Source organism: Bacillus sp. ABP14, from assembly GCF_001831375.1.
Taxonomy (GTDB): Bacteria; Bacillota; Bacilli; order Bacillales; family Bacillaceae_G; genus Bacillus_A; species Bacillus_A paranthracis.
In genome coordinates, this window is record NZ_CP017016.1 from 2,126,505 (window position 1) to 2,142,379 (window position 15,875).

Below are 15,875 nucleotides of genomic sequence, written 5' to 3' on the forward strand. Positions count from 1 at the left end.
TATAATATATGGAGCAATTAAAAAAACAAGTTTGTGATTATATTGAGAGTCATGAAGAAGAAAGCGTAAAATTTTTAAAACGATTAATTCAAGAAAAGAGCGTATCTGGTGATGAAAGTGGTGCGCAGGCAATTGTGATTGAAAAATTACGTGAGCTAGGTTTAGATCTTGATATATGGGAGCCATCATTTTCTAAAATGAAAGATCATCCTTATTTTGTATCACCGCGTACAAGTTTTTCAGATAGCCCGAACATTGTGGCAACCCTTAAAGGAAGCGGCGACGGGAAATCTATGATATTAAATGGGCATATTGATGTCGTACCAGAAGGAGATGTGAATCAGTGGGACTATCATCCTTATAGTGGTGAGAAAATAGGAAATCGTATATATGGTCGTGGAACGACAGATATGAAGGGCGGCAATGTCGCATTAATGCTTGCGATGGAAGCAATTATTGAATCTCGTATTGAATTAAAAGGAGATATTTATTTTCAAAGTGTAATAGAAGAAGAAAGCGGCGGAGCAGGAACATTAGCAACTATATTACGAGGATATAAAGCAGATGGTGTTATTATTCCGGAGCCAACAAATATGAAGTTTTTCCCGAAACAACAAGGATCCATGTGGTTTCGTCTACATGTGAAAGGGAAAGCAGCACACGGTGGGACGCGTTATGAAGGAGTAAGTGCAATTGAAAAAAGTATGTTTGTTATAGATCATTTGAGAAAGTTGGAAGAGAAGAGAAATGACCGAATTACAGATCCATTATTTAAAGGAATCCCGATCCCAATTCCAATTAATATTGGGAAAATTGAAGGCGGTAGTTGGCCAAGTTCTGTTCCTGATTCATTAATTTTAGAAGGAAGATGCGGTATTGCGCCGAATGAGACTATAGAGGCAGCAAAAGAAGAGTTCGAGAATTGGATCGCTGAATTAAATGATGTGGACAATTGGTTTGTTGAAAATCCTGTAGAAGTGGAATGGTTTGGAGCAAGATGGGTTCCAGGTGAACTAGAAGAAAATCATGAGTTAATTACAACGCTTGAACATAACTTTGTTGAAATCGAAGGGAACAAACCGATTATTGAAGCATCACCGTGGGGGACTGATGGAGGTTTATTTACACAAATCGCAGGTGTACCAACGATAGTATTTGGCCCAGGAGAAACGAAAGTAGCGCATTATCCAAACGAATATATAGAAGTTGATAAAATGATAGCTGCCGCAAAAATTATTGCATGTACATTACTAGATTGGTGTGAGGTGAAAAAATGAAATACTATGAATCTTTTAGAGAACAGACGAATGGCTTTACAGTAGAAGGCGTTTTGGACTATTTTAATAAACGTATTCGAGTAGACCACTACACAGGAAATATTGAGAGAATCATCCAAACAATTGACGAATTAGCAGAGAAACATTCTTTCACTAAATGTATTGTTAAAGGAAAGGGAGAGCATGTTTCAACATGGCTCTCTTTCGGTTTTTTATTAGAAGCAACAATACCACATTATTTTCAAGGTCACGATGCATACTTCTTCGTGAAATTTAATAATGATGAAAGACGAAATAGTATTCATTGGGCTGAGGAAGATACCATTTTAAGCGGTGTAAAAGCAAAAGAAGTAAAGGAAAAAATAGTTCCGGAAAAATTCCTATTAAGAAAAGCGACAGAAGAGGACGCAGAAGAATTAGCAGCTGTCTTTGGAGAAGTATTTGAAGTGTATCCGACTCCTTTAAACGAAGCGAGTTATGTAAAACAAACGATGAAAGAAGACGATACAATTTACTATGTGTATGAATTCGAGGGGAAAATAATTAGTACAGCGTCTGCAGAAATGAATATAAAAGAAGGAAATGCAGAATTAACGAATTGTGCGACCTTACCCGAATATCGTAAACATGGGTTTATGAAAAGTTTATTAATTAAGTTAGAAGAAGAACTTCAAGAAAAATCGATTTTCTGTTCTTATACAATTGCTCGATCGCTTTCTTTCGGAATGAATGCAGCCTTTCATCAGTTAGGCTATACGTATACAGGAAGATTGGCGAACAATTGCTACATTTTTGATAAGCTAGAAGATATGAATATATGGGTAAAAGATTTGTCTAAATAGTACGTTATAAAAATAGAGCGGAATCGTCATGCTTATAATCGCACATAGGTATGCCGGAAATTCGGCATAGTATTTGCTGAATTTTCGGCAAGAGGGGGGATGACATTGCTAGCAGTTTCGACACAAGAAGTCATTGAGGCGATTTTGGGCAGTATTGATGAGGCTATACACGCAGTAGATGAAAATGGTATTACAATTTTCTATAATACTGTAGCTGCAAAACACGATGGATCAAAAATTGAAAAAGTGTTAGGTAAACATTTGTTAGAAGCGTTTCCTTCTTTATCTAGGGAAACAAGTACGTTGATGAAAGTATTAGATACAAAAAAGCCAATCGTTCATCAAGTGCAGCATTATCAAAACTTAAATGGGGAAGACATTTGTACAGTAAATACGACGTTACCTATTTTCATAGATGGAAATATTGCTGGAGCTGTTGAAATTGCAAAAGATTATTCCACAGTACAAAAACTTACCGATACAATAGTCGATTTGCAGTCGAAAATAAAGCGGTCATCTAGAAAAAAAGCGGTCAAAAAGGATGTTGCATTTGAGACGATCGTGACGAATGATGCTCGGTTTAAACAGACGAAAGAATTAGCACAAAAAGTAGCCCCAACTGATGCGAATGTTTTAATATATGGGGAAACAGGAACAGGGAAAGAGTTATTTGTACAAGCGATTCATGAAGCCTCTAAGCGGAAGAACAAGCCGTTTATTGCACAAAACTGTGCAGCTTTGCCAGAGTCTCTATTAGAAAGTTTATTGTTTGGAACGACGAAAGGTAGTTATACGGGGGCAATTGAACGAGCGGGATTATTTGAACTTGTAGATGGAGGGACATTGTTTTTAGATGAACTGAATTCAATGCCACTCGATTTACAAGCGAAAATGCTACGTGTATTAGAAGATGGTGTTATTCGTCGTATTGGTGATAATAAGACGAGAAAAGTAGATGTTCGCGTTATTACCGCAATGAATCAGCCGCCAGAAATATGTTTAAAAGAGAATAAAATTCGCACTGATTTATACTATCGATTAAATGTCTTTTCATTATATATTCCGCCGCTCCGTGAAAGAACGGAGGATGTATTATTGTTAGCGTCTTATTTTTTGAAAGAATATAATAAAAGTTATAAAAAAGGTGTACTTCAAATGGATAAGGAAGCGAAAGAAAGACTACAAGCTTACCAATGGCCTGGAAATGTTCGGGAGTTAAAACATACGATTGAACATGCTGTCATTATTGCAGAAGGGAATACATTAACAGCCAATTGTTTACCGCGTACATTTCGGAAAGAGAGTTTTCCAAAGAAGAAGGGCATATTGCCTCTTAGAGAAGCACTTCATCAAACGGAAAAAAAATTAATAGATCAAGCGTTAATTGAAACAGAAGGGAATATATTACAGGCTGCAAAAATGTTAGGTATCCCTCGTCAGACGCTTCAATATAAACTGAGTAAGTACGACAAAACCGCCGAATAATTGGCGGTTTTTGTGTGTTTGCACCAATAAAAGAGCGTTTACATATATAAAAAGTAATGAATATGATAGTATGTATGGATTTCATACAGTGCTTAAAAATATTTTTTTCGCTTATATAATAGGGTTATCCGTACGTTTACTTATCAATAAAGTAAAGTTGGCATAACTATTGCTTATATAAAGGATGAGCGTATAAAAAGGGGGAATAGCAATGTTACATGATGTATACAAACCAAATCGTCACTGGAAGGATATCGAATTATGGAAAGATGTTACTGAAGAGCAATGGAATGATTGGGTTTGGCAATTAACGAATACGATCAAAACGTTAGATGACTTAAAGAAAGTGATTAACTTAACACCTGATGAAGAAGAGGGCGTTAAAATTTCAACGAAAACGATCCCGTTAAATATTACACCGTACTATGCTTGGTTGATGAATCCTGATGACCCACGCTGTCCGATTCGGATGCAATCTGTACCGATCTCGGAAGAGTTATATAAAACAAAATATGATTTAGAAGATCCGCTTCATGAAGATGAAGATTCACCAGTTCCAGGGTTAACACATCGTTATCCTGACCGCGTACTATTCTTAGTAACGAATCAATGTTCTATGTATTGTCGTTACTGTACACGCCGTCGTTTTAGTGGACAAATTGGAATGGGTGTGCCGAAGAAACAATTAGATGATGCAATTGCTTACATTCGTGAAACACCACAAGTACGAGATGTATTAATCTCTGGTGGTGATGGTCTTCTTATTAACGATAAAATTTTAGAATATGTATTAAAAAATTTACGAGAGATTCCGCATGTTGAGATTATTCGTATCGGAACGAGAGCGCCGGTAGTATTCCCGCAGCGTATTACAGAAAACTTATGTAACATTATTAAAAAATATCATCCAGTATGGTTAAATACACATTTCAATACATCTATTGAAATTACTGAAGAATCGAAAAAAGCATGTGAAATGTTAGCGAATGCTGGTGTTCCAGTCGGAAACCAAGCAGTAATTTTAGCTGGTATTAATGACAGCGTTCCAATTATGAAAAAACTAATGCATGACTTAGTAAAAATCCGTGTACGTCCATATTATATTTATCAATGTGACTTATCTGAAGGAATTGGTCATTTCCGTGCACCAGTTTCTAAAGGTCTTGAAATTATTGAAGGTTTACGCGGACATACGTCTGGTTATGCAGTACCAACATTCGTTGTTGATGCACCAGGAGGAGGCGGTAAAATTGCGCTTCAACCAAACTATTTAATCTCGCAAAGTGCAGATAAAGTTGTACTTCGTAACTTTGAAGGTGTTATTACAACGTATCCAGAGCCAGAAAGCTACATTCCAGGAAGAGCAGAAGGGTACTTTAAAGAAATTTATCCAAACTACGAAGAAAAACGTTCAGATGTTGGTATCGCAGGCCTTATGAGCGATAAGAAATTTAATCTTGTTCCAGACGATTTACAGCGTATGAACCGTCGTAAAGACTATGAGGATAATGAAACGCATGCAACATTAAAAGATAAACGTGATAAGCGCGACCAATTGAAAGATAAAAAATATCAAGCACAAATGGCTAAATTAGAAGAAAACGACAAAAAAACTGAGGGTGATGCAGTATGAATTGTATGTGGTGTGACAGTACAGAAGCAAAAGAAAGCTTAAATACTGTATATTGGGAATTACCAGATGGTACGAAAGCCATTGAAATCCAAGAGACACCATGCATTTCTTGTTCCTCATGTGGTATGGACTATCAATCAGATCAAACAGTGAAAGAAATAGAAGATCAATTGTTTCTAATTTATACGAAAGACTTACCAAAACAACTAACATATGAAGAATTAATGGGAAGACCACGTCTATTAAAAAGAAATTATTTCGACTTTTAACCAGCTTTTATGCTGGTTTTTTTCTTTTTTGCCTTGTATAATGTACCCAAGCTAGAAAGGTAGGGAATATTTTTGAAAAAGACATTTTACCACTATATGATGAAGCATCGTGCAGCTTTATTTAGTAATGAAATATCGAATTTAGCAGAGGCAATGTATGATGATTTAAGTTTTCCGAAGCAATCTGAAGATTACGATGAAATTAGTTCATACTTAGAGCTAAGTGGAATGCTAGAAAGTATGTCTATATTTGATGAAGCGTGGGATTTATACATACAAGATAGATAAAAACTATATGAACTTTTTTCGACATGAAGCTAGTCTATTTGCTAGCTTTTTTTACGTTGTAAATAAATTTTCATATGATGATATTTTTTATTGAAAAAATTTATGAATATACGCTTCTGTGATAAGCGTTTTTAAGTAGGTTGCATATACTGTTATCAAAATCACGACGTCAAAAAAAGGAGAGATATAGATGGCAAGGAAAAAGCAACCTAAATATAACGTAGGGGACATAGTCGTGATTACGCTATATGGAACCGTTGGTAAAATCACAAATATGAAGGTTTTAGATGGAGTTTACGTATACGAAGTCAATAATCACGATGGATTTTACGTAGAGCAAACATTGCAGCACGTTACAGAGCAAGATATGAAAAAAGGTGAAACTGAGTGGATTGAATTAAACTATAATTTCACATTTGGTGATCTCGTGCAAGTAACAGGATACGATAAAGATGTGTTTCGAATTGTTGGTTTTCGTACAGAAGTATGGAGATATAAAAATGACGCATGGGAAGATACAATATATGAACTGTCACGAATTACGGATGGTGAATGGTTAGAAGCGGATGAGTCAGATTTAACGTTACTTGCCAATGCTCAAACGGCAAATGCAATTTTGAAGAAAATGAAACAAGATAAAGCAGGTATGAATAAATTAGATTTAGGAAAATTAAAGTCAATTAACAACTCGAAAAAAGTGAGTGTTAAGACAAATCGTCAAGAAATCATTGATGGATTACTTGATATTTATAACGATTATCAATTGTTATTTGATACATTTAAAGATGAAGAATACAAAATTGTTATGGATGTTGTTCATAATTATTTAGTTAAATTGACAGAGAAAAAATAGTTAACTAGAAAAAGAGAATGAATTGAACAACAACATATGCAGTATAAGGTATGCCTACAATTATTAAAAAAATAAAAAGCCATTTAATAAGAGAGTCTGCCCATTGATCTTCATGCATGAACTCTTCTTTTGTTTGTCCTACTTCTTGTTTTACCTCGTATTGATATTCCATAATTATATCCCCCTTTTTGATAGCTTGTACTACCATCGTATGCACCTTGTCCAAAGGATATGACCTATAAAAAAGAAAAACTATTTTTCTAATCTCATATACATATTTTTGAGATTTTTTCATAAAACAGAAATAAAGGAGTGATGCTCATGAAGGAAATTGAAGTCGTAATTGATACGGAAGAGATTGCGGAGTTTTTTTATGAGCAACTAATTGAAAGAGGATACGTCCCAAAACGAGAAGAAATTGAAGATCTCGCAGATATTACATTCGAGTATTTATTAGAGAAATGTATGATTGATGAAGTGTTTGATGAAGAGGATGAGTGAAAGTAACGACGGGCTTAACTCGTCGTTTTTTACTCTTTACAAACTTGTCACAAATGTAGCCAGCAATACTTGGTATAATTAAAAGAAAATTTTACTCAAGAGGTGAAGGGATGTTCAAAAAAATTATTGATTCTTTATTAGGAAAGAAAAAATATCGTTCGTATTCTAGTAGTGATTATCGCCATAGAGGTCGCTCTTATTCAAGTAGCGATTATAAACGACGTTCATCTGGTTATGGGCATCATCATTATAAAAGAAAACGTAAAAGCCGTAGCTTCTTTTCAAGTAGTTGATGAAATGGCGTCGTATACTAGCTTTATTTGATAGACCACTGCGAAAAAATACAATTGTTGTAGAACGTTATAAAATTGAATCAGTAATTGGAATGGGTAGTTATGGGGTTACATATGTCGTTAATGATTTACAAATAAATAGATATAAAGTCTTAAAACAATTAAGACAAAGTAAACAAAGATATGAGTCTGGTAGAAAATCATTTGAACAAGAGAAAATGATTTTACAAACATTAAATCATCATGCAATTCCTAGTTTATATGATCATTTCGTATGGGAGAAAAAAAGCTTTTTTGTGATGGAATATATGCCTGGTAAAAATTTTGAAGATTATATTTTCTTAGATGGACATGTATATACAGAACGTGAAGTTTTAAAAATTTTATATGAAATATTAGAAATTGTATCAGTGTTTCATAGTAAAGGTATTATTCACCGAGATTTACGCATTCCAAACATATTAATGAAAGAAAACCAAATTAGTATTATTGATTTTGGGTTGGCGAAATTGAAAGGTGAGGGTGATGAACGAGCTACAACGTATGAAGGTGAACAAGCTTTGATGCGAGAAGTTCACTTTCGTAGCGATTTTTATGCGCTTGGTCATTTCTCATTATTTTTATTATATGCAGGCTATGAATCTAATGAAAAACATGAAAAGCCATGGTATGACGAATTAACTTTGGAAAATTACAACCGTGAAATGTTGATGCGTATGTTACAAATAAAAACGCCGTACTATGAGAATGTACAAGATTTAAAAAAAGATGTAGCTTTTGCTTTAGAAAGGATGGAGAATCCATGTTTCAAAAGTTTTTAGCAAGCGTTGGTATCGGTAATGCAAAGGTAGATACAGTTCTTGAAAAAGATGAGTATATTGTAGGAGAAGAGATACTCGGGAAGGTTCACATAACTGGAGGTTCCGTTAGCCAACAAATTGAAAGCATTTACTTAACGCTATCAACATCGTATATTCGAGAAGTGGATGATAAAAAAATAACAACAACATATGATTTAGAGCGAGTTCGTTTAACAGAACCTTTTTCTGTTGAGCCGAATGAAAAAAGAGAAATTCCATTTTCATTTAAAATGCCAGTTGAAACACCGCTTACTCTTGGAATGAAAACAGTTTGGATACACACAGGCCTTGATATTAAACGTAGTATAGATCCAAGTGATCGTGATTACATTCAAGTATTGCCAAATGCATTATTAAATAGTGTGTTAGAAAGTGTCAATCAATTAGGCTTTAAAGCGCGTCATATTGAGTGTGAAGAATTACCGTGTCGACTACGTAAGCAAGTTCCATTCGCACAAGAATTTGAGTTTGTTCCTGTTTCCGGACAGTATTATGGGAAATTAGATGAACTAGAATTGTTGATCTTGCCAAGTGCTTACGATCGCCTAGAGATTATTATGGAAGTAGACAGAAAATCTCGCGGATTAGCAGGTTTATTTGCAGAAGCACTTGATCTTGATGAGAAAGTGATTCGCTTTACAGTAACGAATGAAGATATTCCAACAATGAAAGAAACAATTAACAATTATATTTTTTAATAAACTATGCATAAAAAAGGAATGGAGAGGAAAACTAAAACAACCGCTCCATTTTTTTGCATAGTGAGGTTATGTATGTGAAACGATATCGACATTTATACTTGTTAAGTTCAACGCTACTCATTTGTTTTGTCGTATTATCACTTTCGTATCATACCGCTTGTATTGAGAAATTTGACAATATAGTCGCGCATTTTATTCGAAGTTTTCGAAACGATTATTTGACAGCCTACTTTACTTGGGTGTCTTTTATCGGTTCCAAAAGAATATATTTTCCGTTACTCATTATTCTTGTAATGTATTTTCTCGTTAGAAAAAAGTTGCTTAGTGCATTACTTCTAACAATTAATTATTATGGATCTCGTTATTTAAACAGTATGCTTAAACTATGGTACGAGCGAGCAAGACCTGATGTGTCGCAGCTTGTTACTGCAACTGGATATAGTTTTCCGAGCGGTCATACGATGAATGCTACTGCTTTTTTAGGATTTATTGCATACGTCACGATTACAGAAGAACGTATTACGTTGCATAAAAAATTGTTGATTATTTTTATAGCGAGCTTTGTTGTATTATCTATTTCAGTTAGCCGAATATATCTTGGCGTTCACTATCCATCTGACATATTAGCAGGATGGGCAGCTGGCGGTAGCTGGCTCGTTTTATGTGTTATATTTCATAAAACGTTCATTAAAAAAGAACCTATGTCATAATAGGTTCTTTTTCCATTGGTTCAACATGAATGTGCGCATGATAAATGCCAAACTTTTTCCGAAGCATTGCCTCGATGTTGTCAGTAATACAGTGACTTTCTCCAACATCCATACGAGCATCTACCTCAATTGTAATATCAACGTACGTTTGATTCCCGTACATACGAGCGCGAATATCTACGATGTTTTCCACGCCACCAATATGTTCAATCGCATCAGCGTACTCTTCCATCTTATCTGGATCGATTCCATCCGTTAACATATGAGAAGCTTCTACGAAAATCTCCCATGCAGTTTTACAAATAATAAGACCGACAATTAAAGCAGCAATAGGATCTAAAATAGGCATTTGGAACTGCGAACCGACAATACCTACTACTGTACCGATACTTACGAGAGCATCTGATAAATTATCCTTTGCAGCTGCTTCTAATGATTTACTTCTTGTTCGTGCTGCAATCTTTTTCGTATACAAATACACACAGTACATAACGACAGCAGAAAATAAAGCTACCCATGCAGCAAGTACATTAGGTGCTGCTTGTTTCGGATTTAAAAAAGATTGAATGGCACTAATAACAACTTCTAATCCGACCGTTGCCATAATAAAAGAAGCAACAAGTGATGCAATTTGTTCTGCACGCGAATGCCCATATGGATGATCTGGATCACGAGGTTTCCGAGAGATTTTTAGACCAATTAATATCGCTAAAGAAGCACCGATATCGGTTAAGTTATTTAAACCGTCAGCACGTAATGCGCTAGAGAGGGTAATATAACTGATGATGATTTTCATAGAGGATAAAAATATGTAGGCCAAAATGCTGACAATAGCACCTTTATCAGCTTCTTTATGAGAAAGAGTATCCATTTTAATCACTCACCTTTCTACAAGGAATTTCTTTCTATAAATAGAGTATCAAACGAAAGTCGTGTGGGTCTATACAAACATTGTTGACGTTTTATAGCTTTTTAAGAAGTGGATAACAAAGTTTCGTGAAGGAAAAATATGTTGTAAAGTGCAAAGTTAAAGTGTGAACTCGATTTTGATTGAGGAAATAGGTGAAAGGATACAAGTATTATGAGGAATCCGTATACGACAACGCTCAAAGGTGATTAGGAAAAATAAAAACCCTCTAGAAAATATTTTTCAGAGGGTTTTCATCTTAGTATGCTTCTAAAAACTCAGTAACTTGCTCTTCAGTTTTTGCGTTAGCACTATGTAAGTGGCCTAGCTTCTCCCCATTTTGATATACAAGTAAACTTGGAATACCCATTACTTGATACTCTTCAGCGATATTTGGGAACTCATCTTTATTAATAGAATACCATTCAAACTTATTGAACTCTTCCATCACATCTCCGATAAAGTTGTCCATACGCACGCAATCTGGGCACCATGTAGTAAAGAACTTAACAACTACTGGCTCCTCGCTTGCGATGATGTCTTTGAATTCCTGTTCAGATTTGATTTCTTTCATGTTAGTTTCTCCTTTTTCACTATCAATATTTTTGGTTATTTAGTCGGTGTATTTGCTGTGAAAGGGAGAACCTTTCTTTTCGAAAAATTCGTTAGCAAATTGATCTACCGCAGTTTCTTGAAGTCCTGGTACATATGAGTAGATATCCAGTGTGATTCTACTTTTTATGTTCTAGTCTTATATGCATCTTAAATCTAGAATGAATATTAGGAACCTCACTTTTCTTTATAAGCTTTTTCGTGAGCTGTGTCAAACTTCTGAAATTGTAAGGCTACTATTTATTAGTAAGGTAAATTGTATTCATGATAGCCATTGCTATAAAGTTCTTTTCCCCATATATTTTTATGAGGTGTTGTGAGAGAAGAGATTAAGTGGCGTTAGCGGAGTTCCAGCAACAATTACATCTAAATAAAGTAATGCAGATAAAAGAAGCAAGGCTAACAAGAAGGGAAATTGCGACACTGTATAGAGTGAAAGAAAAACATGATATGGAGCGAGAAAGGAATCGTAAGAACATGTTAGGAAGTATTTAGCGGTAGAAGTTAGGGGGAATGTAGATGTGATAGAAAGACAGTATTACATTATTCTTTCAAAGGGGTAACTAGGATGTTGAAATGGGTAAAGAAATTAATTTTTTAAAACGCCCACCCTGCATTGTTTGTGAGAAACAAGAAGGTGAGCTTCCATTAAATGAAATGAATGTAGTTTGTGAAAAATGTGACCAAATTACGTGTGAACAAGACATAGAAAGAGATTCCTAAACCCTTTATATCTTATTCCATAAATAACAAAGCTGGTGAGCTTCTGATTCAAGAGCTATTACATGATCATTATTAATAGAGTTATTCGTATACATTTTGTTCTTTTGGATATTAAGGACCGTATAATTCACATTGTTATGTTCATTCGAAAATGTTGATTCGTTTAATAATGTTAATGTTGAGTTGATGTTATATTTATCAATTCGCTCTTTTTTTCCTTTGAAAAACAGTTTAATAAGATGTGGCTCATCATTAATGAGCAAACCAAGTTCAGGTGATGAGCGGACGATTAAATTATGTGATAACCAATGTGATTTACCTGGATCAAACCAAGAGACGTCTTTGTTTTTAATAAATTTTTTATACTGCTTTATAACATCAATGTAGTTTTGCTTTTTCTTCTGGTCAACAGTTTGTACTAATGTTTCAAAACAGTCAAAAGGTAGTTCGTTTTTATGAAATTTAATAACAGTTTCTCGTAATTGTTTCCAGTAATCAAAAACTGGGTGATATTCAGGTTGAGATTTAAGATTCTTTACAAAATTTGTTTTAGCTGCACTACTTTTCAGTGTAAAGTCTAAAAATTGTGTAAGTCCCACTTTAATTTCCGCCATGTTACACCCCCTTTCCGAACATTATTAATTCGATAGTGGAAAGGGAAATCCTGCATTTTTAAGGAGGTGAACGAGATGCTAGATGATGAAGAGTTGACGGAACAAGAACGGTTCTTTTGTTTGTATTATGTGAAATACTTTAAAGGGAAACAAGCTGTACGGAAAGTTAGGTATGTAAAGAGAAGCACGCATAGTACGAGTAGTCGATTACTTAGAAGAGAACGTATAGCATTTCAGGTCAGAGAGCTTAAAGCAAAAATGGTTGAAACTATATTTGGGGAAGTAATGAGTGGGTTAAATGAGTAAATCAAGATTGCTTTTACTAATACGAAAATAGGTCCTGTTGTTTCCAACAGGACCTTTCCTAAAATGGCAAAGAGTAACTCTTACCTTACTCTTCTCGTATATAATACATGAAAAAGATAGACGTGTATACAACAAGAAATTCCAATATAATTATTCGAATATAGTGTTTAAAAATAAAAGGGTGGAATTTTAAATAAGGAATTAAATTACAAACGCTGATTTATCAGGTGATACAAATGAATTTCTATCAAATTGTAGTTAATAAAGTGATATTGAGATAATAAGATATGTAATTTTGCATACCAGATTGTAAAAGCGAACAAGGGTATAAATGATCTAAATAATACGGAAGTTGAGGGAGAGTAATACTAAAATTTCATTTGTTTTTTACTGTAATAAATTCATTTGAATAGAAGTGAAAAATAGAGGTTTGCCTTAGTCATTTATGAAAGTCAAGAATATTTATAACCATAGGAGTAAATACACAGGTCCGATTTTTGTAATGATGGAGGGAATTGATGTGGACATAACTCAAAGCATGGCAAGAATAGTAGTTAATGGGAAAGATCTTCCGTTTCGTTTAGTTAGTACTTCTGTATGGAATCAAGGGCCTGTAAATGATTTAATTGTTTCAACAAACGAAAGAGTCGAGGATTTTTATCAATTTATGTGGTCGCAAGTACCAGTAATGCTTGCGATGTATTTTCTTCAAGGGGCAGACTTAATGAGATTTGCTAGAATTACTGGGATTAATCAAAGTGTAACGGGGGAATATATTTATCATTTCTCTTGGGGATAAAATGAATGTAAAGTAGCGTAACAGCTGCTTTTTTATTGTGGAAAGGAATTTTAGAAGGTGATGGTATAGGAGGTTAGGAAAATAAGGTTAGAGTGTGATATAGATAATTTGTGACTGTTTTTAAACTCATAAATATAATTAGTTGCTTCTTTTAACACAAGGGAGCGATTGATAGACTAGCTTAAAAAATAAGATTGTAACTATCTTTTAAAATAATAAATGGTAATTTTTACTTTTTTGGATGAACTATTTTTATATAAAAATCATATAATATGTTGTGGGACAAGAAAACAGCTTATAAACTATTGAATACTCAATGAGATTACCTTTTGTATATCTTCGTATTTACTGATCCAGATGTTCTTTTTTATCGAACAAAACGCCCATTATGATAGGAGGTTAATAATGGGGATGACATTAGAGGAATTAGAAAAGTGTTATATTAAAGCCTTAATTGAGGGAGCAGAGTACGTAGCTGTTCAGATTGAAATAGATGGATTTCATAGTGAGGAAGTAATTATTAACGACAAATATAATATAGATTCTGAATTAAAGTATTATAAGAAAACATACAATGAAAATTTAGAACATAGATGGACCCCAGGGATTCGTATTATAGGTTTTGCATATGGCTATTCGTTCTCAGAAATTCTACATGAATTAGGGTTGCTAGTGAAGTAATGATAAAACAAATCGCAATTATTGTACGTGATGCCGTGATTTTAATGGCGTCTTTTTTTGTTGTGAAGGAAAGGTAAAAATAAAAAAGAGGGCTTAAGCCCTCTTTTTATAAATGCCTAACTTTTATGCACAGATTGGAATTCCTAATGCTATTAAAGTCAATGCTACTTGAAGAGAAAGTTCTAATCTAGCAATTTCGATTCCAGCAACTGATACCACTAAAAGAGGTTGTCCATTAACGAACAAAACACAACTTTCCATATTTACACCTCCCTTCTAGTAATCTACTACAATATATGAATTAAATTTAAATAACGTTATAGTTAAATTAATGAATTTTATAAAATTGATAAATTAATCTATCATATAAAATGAATTTTTATTGGTCTAACAACTGCTTCTTTATCACCTTATATAAAGGGTATGAATATATTAGTAGTATATAAAAGCATAGGAGTGATAGATATGTTTTTTGCAAAGCTACGTGGTAGAAATGAAGTTCCACCAGTAGAAACAGACGCTCGAGGGGAGGCTTTCTTTAAATTAAGCCAGGACGAGCTTAGCCTAAAATTTAAGTTGGATTTATTTGATATAGAGGATGTAGTAGTTGCCCATCTGCATATTGGAGCAAAAGGAACTAATGGTCCTGTTGTAGCTTTTTTATTTGGACCTATAACAAATCCGGTTTCAATAGAGTGTGCAACGCTTACGGGAATAATTACTCAAGAAGATTTGGTTGGGCCGTTAGCGGGTCAAACATTAGCTACTCTTGTAAATGAAATCATATCTGGAAACATTTATATTAATGTTCATACAGTACAACATCCTAATGGTGAAATTCGTGGACAATTGAATTATTGCTAAGAAATTATAGTAGTGAAAAATAAAGCATCCGTTTAGGGTGCTTTTATTTTGTGGAGGATGTATAGATAGATAATTTACCTTTAATAATCTTAAAAATTCATTTGTATAGTTTTGAAGGTAATCGAATGGAATTAGAAATAGTGAATTTTTTACCTTTTTAGTTTGTAAAATAATTATCGAAAACTTGTAAATGAAATGCCCCTACGAAAATTAAATTAGTATTAGGAGATAAACTTTGTAAATGAAATATGAAAGTGTAAGAGAGAATAGAAATTTTTAAACCTAATCAAAGCTAATAGACTAACTTTCAGCACCCACTGAAATAAAGAATCATAACATAATTTGTAATAACTTATATGAAAGTGAGCTGAAAAAAATGTTTTATTCGTATTTTTATTCTCAAGCGGGTATGCGACCAGCATATGGTACATCAATAACGTTTAGCGGAGCACAAAGTACAGTTCAAGCTGTTCAACAAGCGTTACAAATGCAACAACAAGGTATCCAGCCGTATTATTCATCTATGGAGTATTTTTATCCAGTGCATCAAATCACACCGTATGGAAGTTCTTTTCTTACGATTCCATATGGAACTGTCTTCAATCTATAAGCTGAAAATTTTATGAATAGGAGCAGGTATCCCAAACCGATTATTAA

The 15,875-nt window shown here is 34.0% G+C and carries 24 protein-coding genes and 1 pseudogene; 19 read left to right on the forward strand and 6 right to left on the reverse strand.

Going from position 1 to position 15,875, the window contains the following annotated elements:
- Positions 1 to 8 precede the first annotated feature (8 nt).
- From BGI23_RS11070 to BGI23_RS11100, 7 genes are all read left to right on the forward strand, one after another.
- Positions 9 to 1,277 carry a peptidase gene (locus BGI23_RS11070; protein WP_048556977.1) on the forward strand — a complete coding sequence of 423 codons (1,269 nt, stop codon included), beginning with the start codon at positions 9 to 11 and terminating at the stop codon, positions 1,275 to 1,277.
- Complete coding sequence (gene ablB, locus BGI23_RS11075; protein WP_070805940.1) at positions 1,274 to 2,119, forward strand: putative beta-lysine N-acetyltransferase; 846 nt, start codon at positions 1,274 to 1,276, stop codon at positions 2,117 to 2,119. Before BGI23_RS11070 ends, ablB begins: the two co-directional genes overlap by 4 nt.
- 99 nt (positions 2,120 to 2,218) lie before the next feature.
- Complete coding sequence (gene rocR, locus BGI23_RS11080) at positions 2,219 to 3,604, forward strand: arginine utilization transcriptional regulator RocR (protein WP_001997445.1); 1,386 nt, start codon at positions 2,219 to 2,221, stop codon at positions 3,602 to 3,604.
- A gap of 211 nt (positions 3,605 to 3,815) precedes the next feature.
- The gene (gene kamA, locus BGI23_RS11085) at positions 3,816 to 5,237 is read left to right on the forward strand and encodes a lysine 2,3-aminomutase (protein WP_000902136.1); all 1,422 of its coding nucleotides are present in this window, start codon (positions 3,816 to 3,818) and stop codon (positions 5,235 to 5,237) included.
- Positions 5,234 to 5,506 carry a YokU family protein gene (locus BGI23_RS11090; RefSeq protein ID WP_000995764.1) on the forward strand — a complete coding sequence of 91 codons (273 nt, stop codon included), beginning with the start codon at positions 5,234 to 5,236 and terminating at the stop codon, positions 5,504 to 5,506. The genes kamA and BGI23_RS11090 overlap by 4 nt, the downstream gene beginning before the upstream one ends.
- Before the next feature lie 72 nt (positions 5,507 to 5,578).
- On the forward strand, positions 5,579 to 5,794 hold the full coding sequence (locus tag BGI23_RS11095; RefSeq protein WP_000750724.1) for a YozE family protein: 216 nt from the start codon (positions 5,579 to 5,581) through the stop codon (positions 5,792 to 5,794).
- A gap of 190 nt (positions 5,795 to 5,984) precedes the next feature.
- The gene (locus BGI23_RS11100) at positions 5,985 to 6,647 is read left to right on the forward strand and encodes a hypothetical protein (protein WP_000101501.1); all 663 of its coding nucleotides are present in this window, start codon (positions 5,985 to 5,987) and stop codon (positions 6,645 to 6,647) included.
- A gap of 4 nt (positions 6,648 to 6,651) precedes the next feature.
- On the opposite strand, the gene BGI23_RS28120 is transcribed toward BGI23_RS11100, so the two are convergent.
- Positions 6,652 to 6,819, reverse strand: coding sequence for a DUF3930 family protein (locus tag BGI23_RS28120; protein WP_070805941.1), 168 nt, complete (start codon positions 6,817 to 6,819; stop codon positions 6,652 to 6,654).
- Positions 6,820 to 6,968: 149 nt separating this feature from the next.
- Between BGI23_RS28120 and BGI23_RS11110 the strand changes: the two genes are divergently transcribed.
- The 5 genes from BGI23_RS11110 (at position 6,969) to BGI23_RS11130 (ending at position 9,712) form a co-directional block, all read left to right on the forward strand.
- Positions 6,969 to 7,148 carry a YozD family protein gene (locus BGI23_RS11110; RefSeq protein ID WP_000658451.1) on the forward strand — a complete coding sequence of 60 codons (180 nt, stop codon included), beginning with the start codon at positions 6,969 to 6,971 and terminating at the stop codon, positions 7,146 to 7,148.
- 110 nt (positions 7,149 to 7,258) lie between these two features.
- Positions 7,259 to 7,441: a hypothetical protein gene (locus BGI23_RS11115; protein ID WP_000473370.1), complete on the forward strand. Its 183-nt coding sequence runs from the start codon at positions 7,259 to 7,261 to the stop codon at positions 7,439 to 7,441.
- Positions 7,441 to 8,262, forward strand: a complete 822-nt coding sequence (locus tag BGI23_RS11120; RefSeq protein ID WP_070805942.1) for a serine/threonine protein kinase — start codon at positions 7,441 to 7,443, stop codon at positions 8,260 to 8,262. The genes BGI23_RS11115 and BGI23_RS11120 overlap by 1 nt, the downstream gene beginning before the upstream one ends.
- Positions 8,244 to 8,999 carry a sporulation protein gene (locus BGI23_RS11125; protein ID WP_070805943.1) on the forward strand — a complete coding sequence of 252 codons (756 nt, stop codon included), beginning with the start codon at positions 8,244 to 8,246 and terminating at the stop codon, positions 8,997 to 8,999. The genes BGI23_RS11120 and BGI23_RS11125 overlap by 19 nt, the downstream gene beginning before the upstream one ends.
- 77 nt (positions 9,000 to 9,076) lie before the next feature.
- Entirely contained in the window at positions 9,077 to 9,712 is a 636-nt protein-coding gene (locus BGI23_RS11130; protein WP_002163663.1) for a phosphatase PAP2 family protein, read from the forward strand.
- Here the strand turns inward: BGI23_RS11130 and BGI23_RS11135 are convergent.
- The 3 genes and pseudogenes from BGI23_RS11135 to BGI23_RS28655 form a co-directional block, all read right to left on the reverse strand.
- Positions 9,702 to 10,583: a cation diffusion facilitator family transporter gene (locus BGI23_RS11135; protein WP_000380376.1), complete on the reverse strand. Its 882-nt coding sequence runs from the start codon at positions 10,581 to 10,583 to the stop codon at positions 9,702 to 9,704. The genes BGI23_RS11130 and BGI23_RS11135 overlap by 11 nt on opposite strands.
- 295 nt (positions 10,584 to 10,878) lie before the next feature.
- Positions 10,879 to 11,220 carry a thioredoxin family protein gene (locus BGI23_RS11140; protein WP_255256062.1) on the reverse strand — a complete coding sequence of 114 codons (342 nt, stop codon included), beginning with the start codon at positions 11,218 to 11,220 and terminating at the stop codon, positions 10,879 to 10,881.
- A 12-nt stretch (positions 11,221 to 11,232) separates the two neighbouring features.
- Positions 11,233 to 11,455: pseudogene (locus tag BGI23_RS28655) on the reverse strand (hypothetical protein); the annotation flags it as partial.
- Between the two features lie 109 nt (positions 11,456 to 11,564).
- Here BGI23_RS28655 and BGI23_RS28380 point away from each other — a divergent pair.
- Both BGI23_RS28380 and BGI23_RS28385 read left to right on the forward strand, forming a co-directional pair.
- Entirely contained in the window at positions 11,565 to 11,726 is a 162-nt protein-coding gene (locus BGI23_RS28380; RefSeq protein ID WP_172801682.1) for a hypothetical protein, read from the forward strand.
- A gap of 81 nt (positions 11,727 to 11,807) precedes the next feature.
- Positions 11,808 to 11,954, forward strand: a complete 147-nt coding sequence (locus BGI23_RS28385) for a hypothetical protein (RefSeq protein WP_172801683.1) — start codon at positions 11,808 to 11,810, stop codon at positions 11,952 to 11,954.
- A gap of 5 nt (positions 11,955 to 11,959) precedes the next feature.
- Here BGI23_RS28385 and BGI23_RS11145 read toward each other — a convergent pair whose 3' ends face one another.
- Positions 11,960 to 12,568 carry a hypothetical protein gene (locus tag BGI23_RS11145; protein WP_070805944.1) on the reverse strand — a complete coding sequence of 203 codons (609 nt, stop codon included), beginning with the start codon at positions 12,566 to 12,568 and terminating at the stop codon, positions 11,960 to 11,962.
- Positions 12,569 to 12,643: 75 nt separating this feature from the next.
- On the opposite strand from BGI23_RS11145, the gene BGI23_RS11150 reads away from it, so the two are divergent.
- The 3 genes from BGI23_RS11150 (at position 12,644) to BGI23_RS11160 (ending at position 14,354) form a co-directional block, all read left to right on the forward strand.
- Positions 12,644 to 12,874: a terminase small subunit gene (locus tag BGI23_RS11150; RefSeq protein WP_000883185.1), complete on the forward strand. Its 231-nt coding sequence runs from the start codon at positions 12,644 to 12,646 to the stop codon at positions 12,872 to 12,874.
- Positions 12,875 to 13,319: 445 nt separating this feature from the next.
- Positions 13,320 to 13,673, forward strand: a complete 354-nt coding sequence (locus BGI23_RS11155; RefSeq protein ID WP_070805945.1) for a hypothetical protein — start codon at positions 13,320 to 13,322, stop codon at positions 13,671 to 13,673.
- A gap of 405 nt (positions 13,674 to 14,078) precedes the next feature.
- Positions 14,079 to 14,354, forward strand: a complete 276-nt coding sequence (locus BGI23_RS11160; protein ID WP_000525900.1) for a hypothetical protein — start codon at positions 14,079 to 14,081, stop codon at positions 14,352 to 14,354.
- Positions 14,355 to 14,477: 123 nt separating this feature from the next.
- Here the strand turns inward: BGI23_RS11160 and BGI23_RS11165 are convergent, their stop codons facing one another.
- Entirely contained in the window at positions 14,478 to 14,615 is a 138-nt protein-coding gene (locus tag BGI23_RS11165) for a DUF3956 family protein (protein ID WP_000443219.1), read from the reverse strand.
- 204 nt (positions 14,616 to 14,819) lie between these two features.
- On the opposite strand from BGI23_RS11165, the gene BGI23_RS11170 reads away from it, so the two are divergent.
- A complete protein-coding gene (locus tag BGI23_RS11170; RefSeq protein WP_000464534.1) occupies positions 14,820 to 15,218 on the forward strand; it encodes a CHRD domain-containing protein in 399 nt (132 codons plus the stop codon).
- Between the two features lie 376 nt (positions 15,219 to 15,594).
- On the forward strand, positions 15,595 to 15,828 hold the full coding sequence (locus BGI23_RS11175) for a DUF3947 family protein (protein ID WP_000500109.1): 234 nt from the start codon (positions 15,595 to 15,597) through the stop codon (positions 15,826 to 15,828).
- Positions 15,829 to 15,875 lie beyond the last annotated feature (47 nt).

Excerpts from the sequence above, each read along its gene's own strand:
- BGI23_RS11145 (WP_070805944.1), bottom strand. The coding sequence starts at position 12,568 with ATGGCGGAAATTAAAGTGGGACTTACACAATTTTTAGACTTTACACTG.
- BGI23_RS11120 (WP_070805942.1), top strand. The coding sequence starts at position 7,441 with ATGAAATGGCGTCGTATACTAGCTTTATTTGATAGACCACTGCGAAAA.
- BGI23_RS11160 (WP_000525900.1), top strand. The coding sequence starts at position 14,079 with ATGGGGATGACATTAGAGGAATTAGAAAAGTGTTATATTAAAGCCTTA.
- BGI23_RS11100 (WP_000101501.1), top strand. The coding sequence starts at position 5,985 with ATGGCAAGGAAAAAGCAACCTAAATATAACGTAGGGGACATAGTCGTG.
- BGI23_RS11115 (WP_000473370.1), top strand. The coding sequence starts at position 7,259 with ATGTTCAAAAAAATTATTGATTCTTTATTAGGAAAGAAAAAATATCGT.
- BGI23_RS11090 (WP_000995764.1), top strand. The coding sequence starts at position 5,234 with ATGAATTGTATGTGGTGTGACAGTACAGAAGCAAAAGAAAGCTTAAAT.
- BGI23_RS11150 (WP_000883185.1), top strand. The coding sequence starts at position 12,644 with ATGCTAGATGATGAAGAGTTGACGGAACAAGAACGGTTCTTTTGTTTG.
- BGI23_RS11070 (WP_048556977.1), top strand. The coding sequence starts at position 9 with ATGGAGCAATTAAAAAAACAAGTTTGTGATTATATTGAGAGTCATGAA.
- BGI23_RS11165 (WP_000443219.1), bottom strand. The coding sequence starts at position 14,615 with ATGGAAAGTTGTGTTTTGTTCGTTAATGGACAACCTCTTTTAGTGGTA.
- BGI23_RS11125 (WP_070805943.1), top strand. The coding sequence starts at position 8,244 with ATGTTTCAAAAGTTTTTAGCAAGCGTTGGTATCGGTAATGCAAAGGTA.
- BGI23_RS11135 (WP_000380376.1), bottom strand. The coding sequence starts at position 10,583 with ATGGATACTCTTTCTCATAAAGAAGCTGATAAAGGTGCTATTGTCAGC.
- BGI23_RS28120 (WP_070805941.1), bottom strand. The coding sequence starts at position 6,819 with ATGGAATATCAATACGAGGTAAAACAAGAAGTAGGACAAACAAAAGAA.
- rocR (WP_001997445.1), top strand. The coding sequence starts at position 2,219 with ATGACATTGCTAGCAGTTTCGACACAAGAAGTCATTGAGGCGATTTTG.
- BGI23_RS11155 (WP_070805945.1), top strand. The coding sequence starts at position 13,320 with ATGAAAGTCAAGAATATTTATAACCATAGGAGTAAATACACAGGTCCG.
- BGI23_RS11170 (WP_000464534.1), top strand. The coding sequence starts at position 14,820 with ATGTTTTTTGCAAAGCTACGTGGTAGAAATGAAGTTCCACCAGTAGAA.
- BGI23_RS11175 (WP_000500109.1), top strand. The coding sequence starts at position 15,595 with ATGTTTTATTCGTATTTTTATTCTCAAGCGGGTATGCGACCAGCATAT.
- ablB (WP_070805940.1), top strand. The coding sequence starts at position 1,274 with ATGAAATACTATGAATCTTTTAGAGAACAGACGAATGGCTTTACAGTA.
- kamA (WP_000902136.1), top strand. The coding sequence starts at position 3,816 with ATGTTACATGATGTATACAAACCAAATCGTCACTGGAAGGATATCGAA.
- BGI23_RS28385 (WP_172801683.1), top strand. The coding sequence starts at position 11,808 with ATGGGTAAAGAAATTAATTTTTTAAAACGCCCACCCTGCATTGTTTGT.
- BGI23_RS11110 (WP_000658451.1), top strand. The coding sequence starts at position 6,969 with ATGAAGGAAATTGAAGTCGTAATTGATACGGAAGAGATTGCGGAGTTT.